Origin of the sequence: Methylobacterium terricola, from assembly GCF_006151805.1 — a bacterium.
Classification (GTDB): Bacteria; Pseudomonadota; Alphaproteobacteria; order Rhizobiales; family Beijerinckiaceae; genus Methylobacterium; species Methylobacterium terricola.
Genome location: NZ_VDDA01000019.1, coordinates 19,989 through 34,439, shown reverse-complemented (window position 1 = coordinate 34,439; position 14,451 = coordinate 19,989). Strand labels below are relative to the sequence as shown.

The 14,451-nt window shown below is 66.3% G+C and carries 13 protein-coding genes and 1 pseudogene; 5 read left to right on the top strand and 9 right to left on the bottom strand.

Annotation, left to right across the window (positions count from 1 at the left end):
• Positions 1-123: 123 nt before the first annotated feature.
• The 5 genes from FF100_RS37325 to FF100_RS27515 form a co-directional block, all read right to left on the bottom strand.
• The gene (locus FF100_RS37325) at positions 124-279 is read right to left on the bottom strand and encodes a hypothetical protein (RefSeq protein ID WP_171070354.1); all 156 of its coding nucleotides are present in this window, start codon (positions 277-279) and stop codon (positions 124-126) included.
• A gap of 420 nt (positions 280-699) precedes the next feature.
• Positions 700-2,112, bottom strand: a complete 1,413-nt coding sequence (pyk, locus tag FF100_RS27530; protein ID WP_139038959.1) for a pyruvate kinase — start codon at positions 2,110-2,112, stop codon at positions 700-702.
• A 53-nt stretch (positions 2,113-2,165) separates the two neighbouring features.
• Positions 2,166-3,422 carry a glycerate kinase type-2 family protein gene (locus FF100_RS27525; RefSeq protein WP_139038958.1) on the bottom strand — a complete coding sequence of 419 codons (1,257 nt, stop codon included), beginning with the start codon at positions 3,420-3,422 and terminating at the stop codon, positions 2,166-2,168.
• A gap of 10 nt (positions 3,423-3,432) precedes the next feature.
• The gene (locus FF100_RS27520; RefSeq protein ID WP_139038957.1) at positions 3,433-4,512 is read right to left on the bottom strand and encodes a tartrate dehydrogenase; all 1,080 of its coding nucleotides are present in this window, start codon (positions 4,510-4,512) and stop codon (positions 3,433-3,435) included.
• A gap of 40 nt (positions 4,513-4,552) precedes the next feature.
• The gene (locus FF100_RS27515) at positions 4,553-5,851 is read right to left on the bottom strand and encodes an MFS transporter (protein WP_139038956.1); all 1,299 of its coding nucleotides are present in this window, start codon (positions 5,849-5,851) and stop codon (positions 4,553-4,555) included.
• Between the two features lie 166 nt (positions 5,852-6,017).
• Here FF100_RS27515 and FF100_RS27510 point away from each other — a divergent pair, with 166 nt between their 5' ends.
• The 3 genes from FF100_RS27510 to FF100_RS27500 all read left to right on the top strand — a co-directional run bounded on the left by FF100_RS27510 (position 6,018) and on the right by FF100_RS27500 (position 8,381).
• Positions 6,018-6,722: a GntR family transcriptional regulator gene (locus FF100_RS27510; protein WP_139038955.1), complete on the top strand. Its 705-nt coding sequence runs from the start codon at positions 6,018-6,020 to the stop codon at positions 6,720-6,722.
• A 390-nt stretch (positions 6,723-7,112) separates the two neighbouring features.
• A complete protein-coding gene (locus FF100_RS27505) occupies positions 7,113-7,295 on the top strand; it encodes a DUF3606 domain-containing protein (RefSeq protein WP_003600567.1) in 183 nt (60 codons plus the stop codon).
• Positions 7,296-7,577: 282 nt separating this feature from the next.
• On the top strand, positions 7,578-8,381 hold the full coding sequence (locus FF100_RS27500) for an ImmA/IrrE family metallo-endopeptidase (RefSeq protein ID WP_246102425.1): 804 nt from the start codon (positions 7,578-7,580) through the stop codon (positions 8,379-8,381).
• 415 nt (positions 8,382-8,796) lie between these two features.
• Here the strand turns inward: FF100_RS27500 and FF100_RS27495 are convergent, their stop codons facing one another.
• From FF100_RS27495 to FF100_RS27485, 3 genes are read right to left on the bottom strand one after another with little or no spacing between them, the layout of a single operon-like run.
• Positions 8,797-10,011 carry an ABC transporter substrate-binding protein gene (locus FF100_RS27495; RefSeq protein WP_139038953.1) on the bottom strand — a complete coding sequence of 405 codons (1,215 nt, stop codon included), beginning with the start codon at positions 10,009-10,011 and terminating at the stop codon, positions 8,797-8,799.
• A gap of 36 nt (positions 10,012-10,047) precedes the next feature.
• Complete coding sequence (locus FF100_RS27490) at positions 10,048-10,371, bottom strand: 2Fe-2S iron-sulfur cluster-binding protein (protein ID WP_139038952.1); 324 nt, start codon at positions 10,369-10,371, stop codon at positions 10,048-10,050.
• A gap of 14 nt (positions 10,372-10,385) precedes the next feature.
• A complete protein-coding gene (locus FF100_RS27485) occupies positions 10,386-11,639 on the bottom strand; it encodes a cytochrome P450 (protein ID WP_139038951.1) in 1,254 nt (417 codons plus the stop codon).
• A 147-nt stretch (positions 11,640-11,786) separates the two neighbouring features.
• Between FF100_RS27485 and FF100_RS27480 the strand changes: the two genes are divergently transcribed.
• Positions 11,787-12,332, top strand: a complete 546-nt coding sequence (locus FF100_RS27480; RefSeq protein ID WP_139039009.1) for a MarR family winged helix-turn-helix transcriptional regulator — start codon at positions 11,787-11,789, stop codon at positions 12,330-12,332.
• A gap of 24 nt (positions 12,333-12,356) precedes the next feature.
• On the opposite strand, the gene FF100_RS27475 is transcribed toward FF100_RS27480, so the two are convergent.
• Complete coding sequence (locus FF100_RS27475) at positions 12,357-13,601, bottom strand: NAD(P)/FAD-dependent oxidoreductase (protein ID WP_139038950.1); 1,245 nt, start codon at positions 13,599-13,601, stop codon at positions 12,357-12,359.
• A 410-nt stretch (positions 13,602-14,011) separates the two neighbouring features.
• On the opposite strand from FF100_RS27475, the pseudogene FF100_RS27470 reads away from it, so the two are divergent.
• Positions 14,012-14,307 (top strand): annotated as a pseudogene (locus FF100_RS27470) (transposase); the annotation flags it as partial.
• Positions 14,308-14,451 lie beyond the last annotated feature (144 nt).

Sequence of the window (14,451 nt, the reverse complement as noted above, 5' to 3'; positions counted from 1 at the left end):
TGTGCGAAGGGCTGTTGAGGGTGATGAGCGGCCATTGGCCTTTCGCCCCGAAGCGGACACGCCGCTTCCGACCCAACCCAGCCGCTCAGACCATCACCGGCGCTTCTCAAGCGCGGCCGCTCGTCAGTCCTCAGGCAACTCGGCTCGCAGAGAACGCATGAAAGGCGGGAGCTTATCAACCTCATACTGTTTGAGCGATGCGACCCGCTGCTGTTCGAGGAAGTCGAGCCCTTCGCGGGCCGCCATCTCCTTCTCGACGGGGACCGATTGCGCCATCATTTCGTGGTATCGTGCTTCCACTTTGCGTCCCACGCCCGAGAATGAGAAGTCGTTCTCCCAGACGTGTCCGAGGGTGCGAGGACGGCGTGGATGACGTTGCCGATTTGCGTGCCCAGGAGCGTCATCAAGCCCGCCCTGGTGCCGGAGGCGAGCGTGCGGGCGAGATCAGGACCGTGTCGGCCCTCGGCAAGAGGAAAAGTAATACAGCCGTGGCGAGAAACAGGACATAGGAGTGCAGATGGAGAATGAAGCGTCCTGGACTAGCATGAGTTCGGGATTGCCGATCTGTTTGCGGGTGTCCTTGAATGCCGTGCGCTGAGGCTCGCTGTATATCATGATATATTAATCAGATAGTAGGACGTATTGCCGGCGCAAGATTGAGACGTGGCACGGCCCTTTACGCGCCCGCCAGATATAGATTCAGATTTGAAATAACCGGATATTGTTGGTGTTTCCGGTCGTATGGAAGGGAATGCCGGCCGCAATGATGATGTCATCGTTGGGCTTCGCGAATTCCTCGGCCTGCGCGTGCTGCGCTGCCTTGGCGACCATCTCCTCATAGCTGGCCACGTCCTCGGTCTGCACGCTGTGCGCTCCCCAGAGCAGACACAGCCGTCGCGCGGTCGCAAGGTTCGGAGTCAGCGCGAGGATCGGGGGCTGGGGCCGCTTGCGCGCCACCCGGGCCGCGGTCGTGCCGCTCGCCGTGTAGGTTACGATCGCCTTGGCGTGCAGCGCCTCGGCGAGCGTCGCGGTCGCGGTCGCCACCGCGTGGGGCGGCGTCTCCTCCTCGCCCGGGTCGGAAGCCCCCACGATCGAGCGGTAGAGCTTGTGCCCCTCCACCGAGCGGATGATCCGCTCCATCATCGACACAGCCTCGACCGGATACTGGCCGGTCGCCGACTCTGCCGAGAGCATCACCGCGTCGGCGCCGTCGTAGATCGCAGTCGCCACGTCGGAGGCCTCCGCCCGGGTCGGAGCCGGCGCGCCGACCATCGAGTCGAGCATCTGCGTCGCCACGATCACCGGCTTCACCGCCAGCCGGCAGGCGCGGATCAGCTCCTTCTGGCGCCCGGGCACGTCCTCGTGCGGGATCTCGACGCCGAGGTCGCCGCGGGCGACCATCACCGCGTCCGACAGGCGGATGATGTCCTCGATCCGCTCCAGCGCCTGCGGCTTCTCGATCTTCGCCAGCAGCCCTGCCCGGTCGCCGACAAGGGCACGCGCCTCAACCATGTCGGAGGGCTTCTGGACGAAGGACAGGGCGACCCAGTCGACGCCCAGCTCGAGGCCGAAGGCGAGGTCGGCGCGATCCTTCGCGGTCAACGGCGAGAGGTCGAGCAGCGTGCCCGGCAGGTTGACGCCCTTGCGGTTGGAGATGACCCCGCCGGTCACCACCTCGGCGGTGATGGACGCGGCATCCAGGCCGGTGACGCGCACCCGCACCCGGCCGTCGTCGATCAACAGGTCCTGCCCCGGCACGACGGCAGCGAAGATCTCCGGGTGGTGCAGCGGAATGGACTGCTTGTCGCCGTCGCGGCCCTCCAGCACGAAGCGCACGCCCTCCCCCGCCTCGAGACTGAGGCGACCGTCCTTGACGGTGCCGATGCGGATCTTCGGACCCTGAAGGTCCTGAAGAATCCCGATCGGGCGGCCCACCTCCGCCTCGAGCGCGCGGATGGCGGCGTGGACCCTGGCGTGGTCGTCGTGGGTACCATGGCTGAAGTTGAGGCGGAACGTGTCGACCCCGGCCAGGAACAGGGCCTTCAGCCGATCGGGAGCGGAGCTCGCAGGGCCCACGGTGGCGACGATCTTGGCGTGGCGGTGACGGCGCATGACGCGATCCGGCCGCGGGGAACGGCCGCCTTCTGATCTCGTGGAGAGGGAGGTCAGGCGATCAGGATCGCCCGGAAGTCGTTGACGTTGGTGAGGGTCGGCCCGGTGACGACGCCGTCGCCGAGGGCCTCGAAGAAGCTGTGCCCATCGTTGCGGTCGAGGCTCGCCGCGAGCGACAGGCCGAGGGCTGCGGCGCGCGCCTTGGTGTCGGGCCCCAGCACGGCGCCCGCGATGTCCTCCAGGCCGTCGACGCCGTCGGTGTCTCCGGCCACGGCGTAGATGCCGGGATGACCGTCCAGGACCGCCCCGAGCGCCAGCAGGAATTCCACGTTGCGCCCGCCGCGGCCGTCGCCGCGCACCGTTACGGTGGTTTCGCCGCCCGAGAGCAGCAGGCAGGGTTTCGGCACCGGCAGATCGTGGGCGGCGACGCTTTTGGCGATCCCGGCCATGACCTTGCCGACTTCGCGCGCCTCGCCTTCGATTGCGTCGCCGAGGATAAGAGGGGTGAGGCCCTCGCGCCGGGCGAGGCTCGCCGCAGCCTGAAGCGCCATCAGCGGGGTCGCCACCATCCGCAGGTCGGGGTTGCCGAGCCGCGGGTCGCCGAGCTTGACCGATTCCCCCCGACCGCTCGCGAGGTGGAGGCGAGCCTCCGGCAGCTCGATCCGGTAGCGGTCGAGGATCGCCAGCGCGTCGGCGCAGGTCGTCGGGTCCGCGACGGTCGGGCCGGAGGCGATGTCGAGGGGATCGTCTCCGGGCGTGTCGGAGATCAGCAGCGTCACCACCCGGGCCGGATGGCAGGCAGCGGCGAGCCGCCCGCCCTTGATGCCCGAGAGATGACGGCGCACGCAGTTCATCTCGCCGATCGCCGCGCCGGATTTCAGCAGGGCGTGGTTGACGGCTTGCTTGTCAGAGAGCGTCAGCCCCGGAGCCGGCAGCGACAGCAGGGCCGAACCGCCGCCGGAGATCAGGCAGAGCACGAGGTCGTCGGGCGTCAGCCCGGCGACGAGGTCGAGGATGCGTCGCGAGGCGGCTTCGCCGGCGGCATCCGGCACCGGGTGGGACGCCTCGACCACCTCGATCCGGGTGGTCGGGGCGCCGTGCCCATAGCGGGTGACGACGAGCCCGGAGAGGTCTCCCGGCCACGCCGCCTCGACGGCGCGGGCCATCGACGCTGCGGCCTTCCCCGCCCCGACGACGATCGTGCGACCGCGCGGCGGCTCCGGAAGGGCCTTCGCCAGGCTGACGGCCGGATCGGCTGCCGCCACGGCGGCGGCGAACAGCCGCCGCAGGAGATCTCCGGGCTCGATCACGGCGTCCCCCTTACTCGTTGTCGCCCTGGATGGCGGCGATGACGGCGTCGGTGACCTGGCGGGTCGTCGCCTTGCCGCCGAGATCGGGGGTGTGCAGGCTCGGATCTGCGGTGACCCGCTCCACCGCGCGCATCAGCCGGTCGGCGGCGGGCTTCTCGCCGAGATGCTCCAGCATCTGGCAGGCGGTCCAGAACGTCGCGATCGGGTTGGCGATGCCTTTGCCGGTGATGTCGAAGGCCGAGCCGTGGATCGGCTCGAACATCGACGGGAACTTGCGCTCCGGGTTGATGTTCGCGGTGGGCGCGATGCCGAGCGAGCCGGCGAGCGCCGCCGCGAGGTCCGACAGGATGTCGGCGTGCAGGTTCGTCGCCACGATGGTGTCGAGGGTCTCGGGCTTGATCACCATGCGCATCGTCATGGCGTCGACTAGCATCTTGTCCCAGGTCACGTCCGGGAACTCGGCCGCCACCTCGGCGGCGATCTCGTCCCACATCACCATGGCGTGGCGCTGCGCGTTCGACTTCGTCACCACGGTGAGCAGCTTGCGCGGGCGGCTCTGCGCCAGCTTGAAGGCGTAGCGGATGATGCGGGCGACGCCGGTGCGGGTCATCATCGAGACGTCGGTGGCGACCTCTTCCGGGTGGCCCTGGTGCACCCGCCCGCCGACGCCTGCATACTCGCCCTCCGAGTTCTCGCGCACGATCACCCAGTCGAGCTCCGGCCCCGAGACATGGCGCAGCGGGCTGGTGATGCCGGGCAGGATCCGGGTCGGGCGGACATTGGCGTACTGGTCGAAGGGCTGGCAGATCGCGAGCCTGAGGCCCCACAGAGTGATGTGATCGGGCACGTCCGGCGCGCCGACGGCGCCGAAGTAGATCGCGTCGTGGTTCCTGATCTGCTCGCGGCCATCGGCCGGCATCATCACGCCGTGCTTCTTGTAGTAATCAGAGCCCCAGTCGAAGTGGTCAAACTGAAAACGGAACGTGCCGTTCTTTTCGGCGAGGGCGTTCAGCACCTCGACGCCGGCGGCGATGACCTCGATGCCGATGCCGTCGGCCGGGATCGCGGCGATTCTGTAGGTCTTGGTCATGACAGTTCTCCGTATGGGATGAGGAATGTGGAAGGAGGGATCAGTGCGCGAGGGCGTCGGCCGTCTCGCTGCGCCGCCCGGCGCGAGCGACGATCAGCGTCACGATGGCGGAGAGGACGAGCAGGCCGGCGACGAAGAACAGCCCGCCTGTGAAGCTGCCGGTCTGATCCTTGAACCAGCCGATCGCCCAGGGACCGACGAAGCCCCCGAGGTTGCCGATCGAGTTGATCGTGGCGATGCCGACCGCCGCGGCCTGACCCGACAGGAACATCGTCGGCATCGCCCAGAGCGGGGGCTTGGCCGCGCTGATGCCGATGTTGACCAGGCTCAGCGCCGCGATCACCGCCAGGGTCGAGGCCGCACCACCGGCGAGCAGCAGGCCGACCGAGGCCACGAGGCAAGCGATCACGACGTGCCAAGTGCGCTCGCCGGTCCTGTCCGAGTGCCGTGCCCACAGGATCATCGCGACGATCGCCAGGGTCGGCGGCACGCCGTTGAGGAAGCCGACCGCCATGTTGGAGAGCCCGAAGCTCTTGATGATCTGCGGTGCCCAGATGCCGAGCGTGTAGAGCCCGGCCGATGTGCCGAAGTAGACCAGAGCCAGGGCGAGGACACGCAGATCCGACAGGCCCGCCATGATGCCGTGCTTGGCGCCCACAGTCTTGCGGGCGTGCTCCGCGTTCATCTCGGCGACGAGCCACGCGCGTTGATCATCGGGAAGCCACGTCGCATTCTCGGGCCGGTCGGTCATGTAGAACAGCACGACGACGCCGAGCACCACCGCCGGGACCGCCTCGATCAGGAACATCCACTGCCAGCCGTGCAGGCCGAGGATGCCGTCCATCGCCAGGAGCGCGCTCGACAGCGGCGAGCCGAGCACCACCGAGATCGGCGCCGCCGCCATGAACAGCGAGACGACGCCGGCGCGATAGCGGACCGGGAACCAGTAGCTCAGGTAGAGGATGATGCCGGGAAAGAAGCCGGCCTCCGCCGCGCCGAGCAGGAAGCGCAGGGTGTAGAAGCTGTACTCGCCCTTCACGAAGGCGAAGGCACCCGAGATAATGCCCCAGGTGATCATCACCCTGGCGATCCACAGGCGGGCGCCGACCTTGTCGAGGACGATGTTCGAAGGTACCTCGAACAGGAAGTAGCCGAAGAAAAATATCCCCGCCCCAAAGCCGAAAACGGCGGAGGAAAAGCCGAGATCCTTGTTCATCGTCAGCGCGGCGAAGCCGATGTTTACACGGTCGATGAACGCGATGAAGTAGAGCAGGCAGATGAAGGGGACCAGGCGCCATGCGACGCGGCGCATGGTGACCTGCTCGAGCGAGCGGTCCATCGATTCCTCCTATGGCATCGCCTGCAACGCGCGCCAGCTTTCGTGCCAACTTCCATGCAAGCTCGTATGGCGTATGCCATCGCAGTCGGGAACCGTCAACCGTTCCGTTGCAACTTGCATGGAAGCTGGTAAGCCAGACGGTGAGGTGTGTGATCGGGTTGGCGAGATGGCGCGGGCGAAATCGGCACGAACTGACGACAGCGAGAAGCGTCCCTCGCTCGTCGACGACGCCTACGCCGCCATGAAGCTGGCGATCCGGAACTCGGACTTCGCTCCCGGCTATCAGGCTTCCGAGCAGGAGATCGCGCTACGCCTTGGCATGAGCCGCACGCCCGTCCATGAAGCGGCAATCCGCCTGCAGGAGGATGGGCTGGTGCGGGTGCTGCCGCGGCGCGGTATCCTGATCTGCGCCATCGCACCGGAGGACATGCGCGAGATCTACGACGTGATTATCGCGCTGGAGGGACAAGCGGCGGAGCTGGTCGCCGGGCTGCCCGAAACCGAGCGGCTGCGAGCCGCTGACGAACTCGCGGCGCACACGGATACGATGGCCTCAGCGCAGATCGACGGCGACCTCCCGGCCTGGGGGGCGGCGGATGAGGGCTTCCATAGGGCGCTCGTCGAGCAGGCCGGCAACGGACGCCTGATCCGGATCATGCAGACCATCAACGACCAGTCGCACCGCGCCCGGATGTTGACGCTCAGGCTGCGCCAGGAACTCGATGCCTCGGTGACTGAGCACCGCCGCGTCATCGACGCCATTCGCGAGGCAGACGCGGCCGGTGCGCACCGGTACGCGCGCGAGCACCGCATCCGAGCGCGCAACAACCTTCTTCCCTTGTTGGAGAATTTCGGTCTCAGGCACCTTTAGAAACGACGCTGTCCAGATGTAGCCTAGCCTTTGCTGGCGCGATTGCATTGTGAGATTAATTGTCGCCACACCGGTGCGGATGGATTTCTTGTCGGTTCGACGGCTCGATCATGCCGCCTTGGTCGAGCCGTATGCTCTCGATGGTCTCTTGATCGCACCCCACCGCACCCTATCGAACGATTGCCTCGGCTGAGTCGGCTGGGCTGCTTGCTAAATTCCACAGGACCGGCTGCCCGGCCGGGCGTTCGTGGCCTCAGCTGCGCTCGGCAAACGCCGTGCCAGATTGGTTGCGATATCACCGCGGTTTCTAGCATCCTCTCGCCATCGTCATTGTCAGCGGGGCCGCTAGGTTCGTCCCAAACCGCAAATCATCACACCCCCAGGATCCCCATGGCCGGCCTCAAAGACAAGCGTGGCTTCATTGATAAGGACCGACTCGACCTGTCGGAACGCAAGGCTGTCGAGTTCTGGATGAAGCGATGGGGCGTCACGCAGGACCAGCTTACGGCAGCGCACCGGAAGGTCGGCCGAATGACAAAGGATATCGCTGCCGAGCTGGGCAAGAAGCGATAGGCGTGTGCTCGCAGCAAAAGGGACCTTTCGTCAGGAGACGTCATCGATGGTAAAGCAATCGCAAAGCTCAGCCAGCCCTCGATGCTGAACCCAAGATGCGGTACCGCCCGCACAAACTCGCCGTAATCCTATCGTGGAGTCGCGGGTGGGTGGCGGCCCGATGGATCGATTCAGGGACGGGAAGGGGCTGCACGGATGCCGGTTAGCAGGACAGACATCGCGAATGCGGGCTCACCGGAGGCGCTCGCTAAACACATCCTACAGGCCGAGCCGGACCTTTCGGTGCCCGTTCCGATCCAGGAGCTGTGCGCGCGTCTCGGCATCCTCGGAATCGAGACATTCGACACCGAGGAGTTCGAGGGCGGCCTCGTCACCGACGCGAAGCGGTCCGTGGGCACCATCCTCGCAAAGCGCGGGGGCGAACCGCGTCGCCGCTTCACCATCGCACACGAACTCGGCCACTTCCTAATGGCGCACCACGTTCCGGATCGGCCCGGTCGGTTTCTGTGCAAGAGTTCTGACCTGCTACGCCTCACAGCGAAGCCGGGTGATCCGCGACAGCGCATGGAGATGGAGGCCAACCGCTTCGCCAGTCTCGTGCTGATGCCCCCGCATCTGCTGCGGGGGGCCATGGAGGCCTTTCGCGAGCCCGACCTGCAGCACGTTCTTATGCTCGCGCGCGACTTCGCGGTCGGCAAGGAGGTGGCGGCTCGGGCTTACGTACAGTACCACCCCGAGCGGATCGCCATCGTTGTCGCGGGCAACGGCCGGGTGCAGCGGTGCTACCGCAGCCTCTCATTCCCGGAGATCGGCTGCGCGGTCGGTAGTCCGGTCCCGACACGGTCGCATTATCACAGTGGTCCGCATCGGCCGAACAATGCGGGCGACATCGCTGCGTGCAGTCCCGACATCTGGATTGATGTGAGGCGCGACCTACGCGCGCCGGCCCTCTACGAGCAGGTCTATCGCCAGCAGAACGGCTTCGCGATGATCCTGCTGCGTCTCGAGCCTGTCCCCGAGGACACCGCGGAGGAGCGCAGGCTGGAGGAGGGCTGGCGTCACCGCTTCCATTCGGGGCGACGGTAGCCACGCTTCAGCGAGCCTTCGGCGACTGGTCAAGTTTCGCGTGTAGCGAGCGTTCGATGCCTGTGTGAGAGCCTGTTGATCGGATCTCACGGAGTTGAAACCCTCGATGTCATTCCGGGGCCGCGCAGCGGAGCCCGGAATCCAGACACTCAGGTCGTTTTTGAGAGAGGCGGAGCGCATTCCGCTTGATCCTGGACCATCCGCGGTTCTGGATTCCGGGCTCCGCTGCGCGGCCCCGGAATGACGAGGAGAATAATTATGCCGTTTTACCAGTCAAACAGTCTCTGTCACCTGTCGCAATCACAAAATAATATTTTTAAATGATTGTTTATCTTATGGTTGATATTAAACAAGACCGATAAATACAATAAATTCCGCCGATCGAGTCTCAAATCGGCGGAAGGGCCTCCATCGATTATTTCACCATGGGGCAGCCGCCATCCGCGAGCGGCCGGAAGGCTTGATCCGCTGGGATTGTGTCGACAAGCTTGTAGTAGTCGTAGGCGCCCTTCGACTCCGCCGGCTTCTTCACCTCGAAAAGGTAGATCGGGTGGATTGCTCGCCCGTCCGGACGGACTGTGAGGTCGCCGAACAGCTGGTCGCGCGGGCCTTTGCGCTTCATCTCCGCCACCGCGGTTCGAGCGTCATCGCTGCCGGTGCGTGCCACAGCATCGAGATAGGCGAGCGTGGCCGAATAGACGCCGGCCTGGTTGCCGCTCGGCACCTTACCCGCCTGGCCGGGCCGGGCCGCGAACCGCTTCGCGAATGTCCGAGTCTCGTCGCTCATGTCCCAATAGAACGACTCGGTCAGCAGAAGGCCCTGTGCGTCCTTCAATCCCATCGCGTGCACATCGTTGATGAAGACCAGGAAGGCCACCAGCGATTGGCCGCTCTGCGTCAGGCCAAACTCATTGGCTTGCTTGACGATATTGATCGCATCTGCACCCGCATTGGCGAGTCCGACGACCTTTGCGCCCGACGCTTGCGCCTGCAGCAGCAGGGACGAGAAGTCCGCCGTGCCAAGCGGGTGGCGACTGGCCCCTTTCACGGTGCCGCCATTGCGGGTGACGTAGGCGCTGGCCTCCGACTCGATGCCCTGGCCGAGCGCGTAGTTCACGGTCAGGAAGTACCAAGACGTGCCGCCGCGCTTCATCATGGCGGCGGCGGTCGTGTTGCCGGTCGCCCAGGCGTCGTTGACCCACTGCACCGTGTTGGGCGAGCAGGCCTTGCCGGTGAGGTCCGAGGTGGCGGTGGCCGAAGCCAGGAACGCCATCCGGGTGTCGCGCAGGAGCGCGTTGACGGCCAATCCCACCGAGGAGTTCGGTACGTCGACCACCGCGTCGACCTTCTCGACGTCGAGCCACTTGCGGGTGATGGACGAACCGACATCCGCCTTGTTCTGGTGGTCGGCGCCGACGATCTCGACCCGGATGCCCTTGCCCCCGCCGGCAAAGTCCTCGGCTGCCATGCGGGCGGCCTCGACCGAGCCCTGACCATTGGTGTCCTGGAACGGGCCGGACATATCAGTCAGCACGCCGATCCGGACCACCCCGTCCGAAATCTCCGCCTTTGCTGCACCCGCCGTGAGCAATGTCGTTGCGAGCAGCATGGCCCGTGTCACCGTACGCATCGTCTTCCTCCCGTTGAAATTGATATTTTAAGCCGCTCAGACCTGACGGTCGGGCAGACGTACCACCAGTCCGTCGAGGGCGGCGGTCGCGATGATCTGGCAGGATAGCCGGCTCGTCGGCAGGCGCTCGGCGGCAGCGCCGTCGAGCAGGGCATCCTCGTCGTCGGACAGGGGCGGCAGACGCTCGGACCAGGCCTCGTCGACGTAGACGTGGCAGGTGGCGCACATCGCGTTGCCGCCGCACTCGGCCACGATCCCATCGAGGCCCTGGTTGGTCGCGGCCTGCATCAGGCTCGTGCCCTCGGCGACGGCAAGCTCCCGCTGCGTGCCGTCCGGGCGGATGAAGGTGATGGTCGGCATGGCATGGTCGTCCTTCAGGCGGCCGTCAGGGTGACGGGCAGGCGCTCGAGCCCGCGCAGGGTGTTGTTGTACCGGCGCACGACCGGTCCGGTGATCGCGATCGAGCCGACCTTCGCGGCGAGGGCCGACAGGATCACCTCGCCTTCGAGACGGCCGAGCAGCTGGCCGACGCACATGTGGATGCCGGACCCGAAGCCGACATGGCCGACCGTCGAGCGGATCGGGTCGTAGCGGCCGGGGTCGCTCCAGCGGCGCGGGTCGCGGTTGGCGGCGCCCAGGAACATCAGGACCTTGGAGCCCTCGTCGAGATGCACCCCGCCGATCTCGACCGGCCGGGTCGTGGTGCGGAAGAAGGTCTGGACCGGGCTCTCGAACCGCACCGCCTCCTCGAAGGCCGCGCGGGCGAGGGTCGGATCGGCCCGCAACGCGGCCCAGGCTTCGGGGAAGCGGGCCAGGCAGTAGATTGCGGCCCCGATGCTGTTCACCGTCGTGTCGAGGCCCGCCGTCAACAGCGAGCGCACGAGGAGCGGTGCCTCCTCGTGCGTGATGGCGCCCGTATCCGCGGCCGCGTGGATCGCCGCGCCGAAGCCGCCAGGCTTCAGGTTCTCGCGCTGGCACTGCTCCATGACCCATGCGACGTGGGGTGCCGCGGTTTCGAAGGCGCGTTGGCGCAACTCGTTGGGCGGCCCGAAGGCGTTGAAGGCGAGACCCGCATAGGGCAGCAGGTGCTCGCGCCCGTCCTCTCGCAGCCCGACCGCCTCCGGGAAGACCGAGAGCGGGAAGGTCTCGGCGAGATCGGCGACCGCATCGATCTCGCGACGTACCAGGAGCCTGTCGACGAGCTGGTTTGCAGCCGCTTGGAACCGCTCGCGCAGGGTCTTCATGACCGCCGGCGACAGGACCCGGCTTAGCACCGCGCGCGTGCGTCCATGGGCCGGCGGATCGGCTTCCAGGATCAGGCTTTGGGGCCGCCAGGGCTTCTCCTTGGCGAAGTCGCTCAGGCCCACGCCGCGGCCGGAGCAGAAAATCGCCGGATCGTGCAGCACGGCCCGCACCTCCTCGTAGCGCGCGACAGCGTGCACGCCCCAGCGCGGCAGCCACACCACCGGCCCCGCCTCTCGCAACGCCTCATGGATGCGGTGGGGATCCTCGAAGAACTCAATCGAGAAGGGATCGATGTCGACGATTGCGGCGCCTGTACCATGGACATCGACCGGCGGGACGGCCGGTGGCGCAGCAGAATTCGCTATATGTGACGGCTTTATCATGAGCGATCCTCCATGTTTTATTGCTATTTTGTATGTATCGAACGCGAAAGATTGGCCAGAATCTCCCCATTAAACGGAGATGTGCGCCTGGACGCGGCCGATCCGTCGAGACATAAGATGGAGCATCGACAGCGCAGCGGAGAGACGATGCCATCGGGTCGAGCAAGACGCGCCAGGGATCGAGCAATCGACCAGGCACCGGCCACGGACGCGACGCCTGGGCTGCGGCTCGACCTCGAGCGGTACGTGCCGGCGCTTCTCACCTTCGTCGCCAACAAGCTGTCGCACAGCGCCAGCACCACCTATCAGAGCCGCTTCGGGGTCAACGTCACCGAGTGGCGGATCATGTCCCTGCTCGCCATCGAGCCCGGCATATCGGCCGCCCGGATCTGCCAAGTGATCGGGTTCGACAAGGGGCCGGTGAGCCGGACCATCGCCTCGATGGAGAAGCGCGATCTCGTCGCCATCGACGAGGACCCGTCCGACGCGCGCCGACGCCTGATCCGCCTCACACCGCAGGGTGAATCGCTGCACGACGAGATCATCGTCGTGGCGCTGGAGCGCGAGCGACGTCTGACGGCCTGCCTGACGCCCGAGCAGCGGGACACCCTGATCGATCTTCTCAACCGCCTGCACGCGAACCTGCCAGCCGTGACGATGTCCGGGACATCCCGGCGCGAACGTCGGGACTGATCGAGATGGGACAGGCCGCTCCGCTCAGGCAGCCGCGGCAGTTCTGATCAGCGCCCGCAAGTCGAGGGCGAGGTCGGCCGCCTGATCGGGCACCAGCGGCAGGCGCTCGGCGATGAGCCGCCGTGCGATCATGTGGTCGGCAGGCCTGTTCACCGACTCGACCCCGACGAGGCGGTCGTGCCGGTAGCAGAAGACCGAGAACGCTCCCTGTGCCGGGTCGCCGCGCGTCACGGTCAGATCGTGCGGGTTCGCCAGACCGGCGATCTGCAGCTTCCAGCCACCCTGATCGCTCCAGAACCAGGGCAGGGCAGCGTAGGATGCCGCCCGTCCGGCGAGACGGGTAGCGACACAGCGAGCGTGGTCGACGGCGTTCTGAACCGATTCGATGCGCGTCGGTGCATTCCCGTCGAAGGAGTTCGGGAACGTGGCGCAGTCGCCGATCGCCGAGATGGACGGGTCCGACGTGAGAAGGGCGTGGTCGACCAGGATACCGTCGGCGACGGCCAAACCCGCCTCCGCCGCGAGTTCCACGTTCGGCACGACACCGATGCCGACCAGCACGAGATCGGCCGCGACCACGCGGCCGTTGGTCGTCTCGACAGCGGTGACGTGCCCGTCCGCTCCCGTGATGCGGCCCACGCCCACGCCGAAGGCGAACCGGATCCCGGCGGCCTCGTGTGCGTCCCGAAAAAAGGCTGAGGTCGGTCGGGAGACCGCCCGCGACATGACTCGGTCGGCGAACTCGACGACCGTGACGGCAATCCCGCGCGCCGCGGCCACCGATGCGAATTCGAGGCCGATGAAGCCGGCCCCCACGACGACGACGCTCTCGACGCCAGCCAGATACCGCTGGACGTCCTCGGCATCCGCCAGCGTGCGAAGCTGGAGCACACCGGCAAGGTCGGCCCCAGGAACCGGCAGGGAACGATTGCGGGCTCCTGTGGCCAGGATGAGGTGGTCATAACCCAACCGCTCGCCCGATGTGAGTTCGAGCTGCTGGACGGGCCGATCGATAAGGGCGGCCCGCTCGCCGAGCCTGAGCGTGATGCGATGGTTGGCGTAGAAGCTCGCCGGTCTCAGCGCCAGGGTCCCCGCCGTCGCCTTGCCCGCCAGGTAGGCTTTCGAGAGGGGCGGACGCTGGTATGGCGCGACGGGTTCGTCGCCGACGATCGTCAGCAATCCGTCGAAGCCCGCCTCACGCAGCGACGCAGCCGCCTGGAAACCTGCCTGACCGGCTCCAACGACGATGATGTCGCGGCACCCATTCATTGCCGAGCCCTGCGCATCGTTTCCTCCGAGGTGGGCGATTGAACGCTCTCATGCCCGATGCTCGCACGATTATGTTGCCATAGCAACCATTTTGTTGCCGTGGCAACCATATGCGAGGCGTCGTTCCAAGGCGCCTCGAACAACGATCACGCCCAGCTTACCGAGCGACATCCCGGTCAGAGGAGCTCTGCGATCCGAAAAAAACGTCCTGATGCATTATCTGAATTGCTAGTGTACGTGGGACCGTCAGGGGCACGGCCAGCGACGAAGACCAGAGATGTGTTGGCCCCCCTCCCCTCGCGAAGTCTGCTGCGGGGGTACCAGCGGACATCCCGAGATCATTAGCCAAGCTCGACTAGCGGTGCTATCAGGCCAGCGGCCGAAGCACGTCGGATGGGCTTTTGTCGGGTGATGCCGGAGCGCGGCGTCGGGAGTGCCGGGCACGCGGGATCAGACCGCGGATTGCCCGGCGCGGCATCAAGCGAACTGACAGGCTCGAGCGGTATCGCTGGGTGGTCGAGTGCAGCCATCCTGGTTCAACGGCGCCCGCCGCTTGCCCGTCCGCTATGAGCGGCGCGCCGGCATCTACGAGGCCTTCACGCTGCTACAGGCCAGCATCATCACCCTGCACCAGATCCAGAGGTTCTGTCAGGCGCTCTCGGAAGGAAGCTCCCGTCGCGCCTCAGGCACGCCGCCGCCTGGCTGATCGCAGCGTGTCGACCCGGAACGGCGCGGCTCCGCGGCCAAGATCGGCCTCCAGGTCGCGCTCCAGTCCTCCACCCGTGATCCGCTTGAACATGCGTGGTATCGATCGGGCTCTTGCGATGGCGATGTGGATTATGATCCTGGG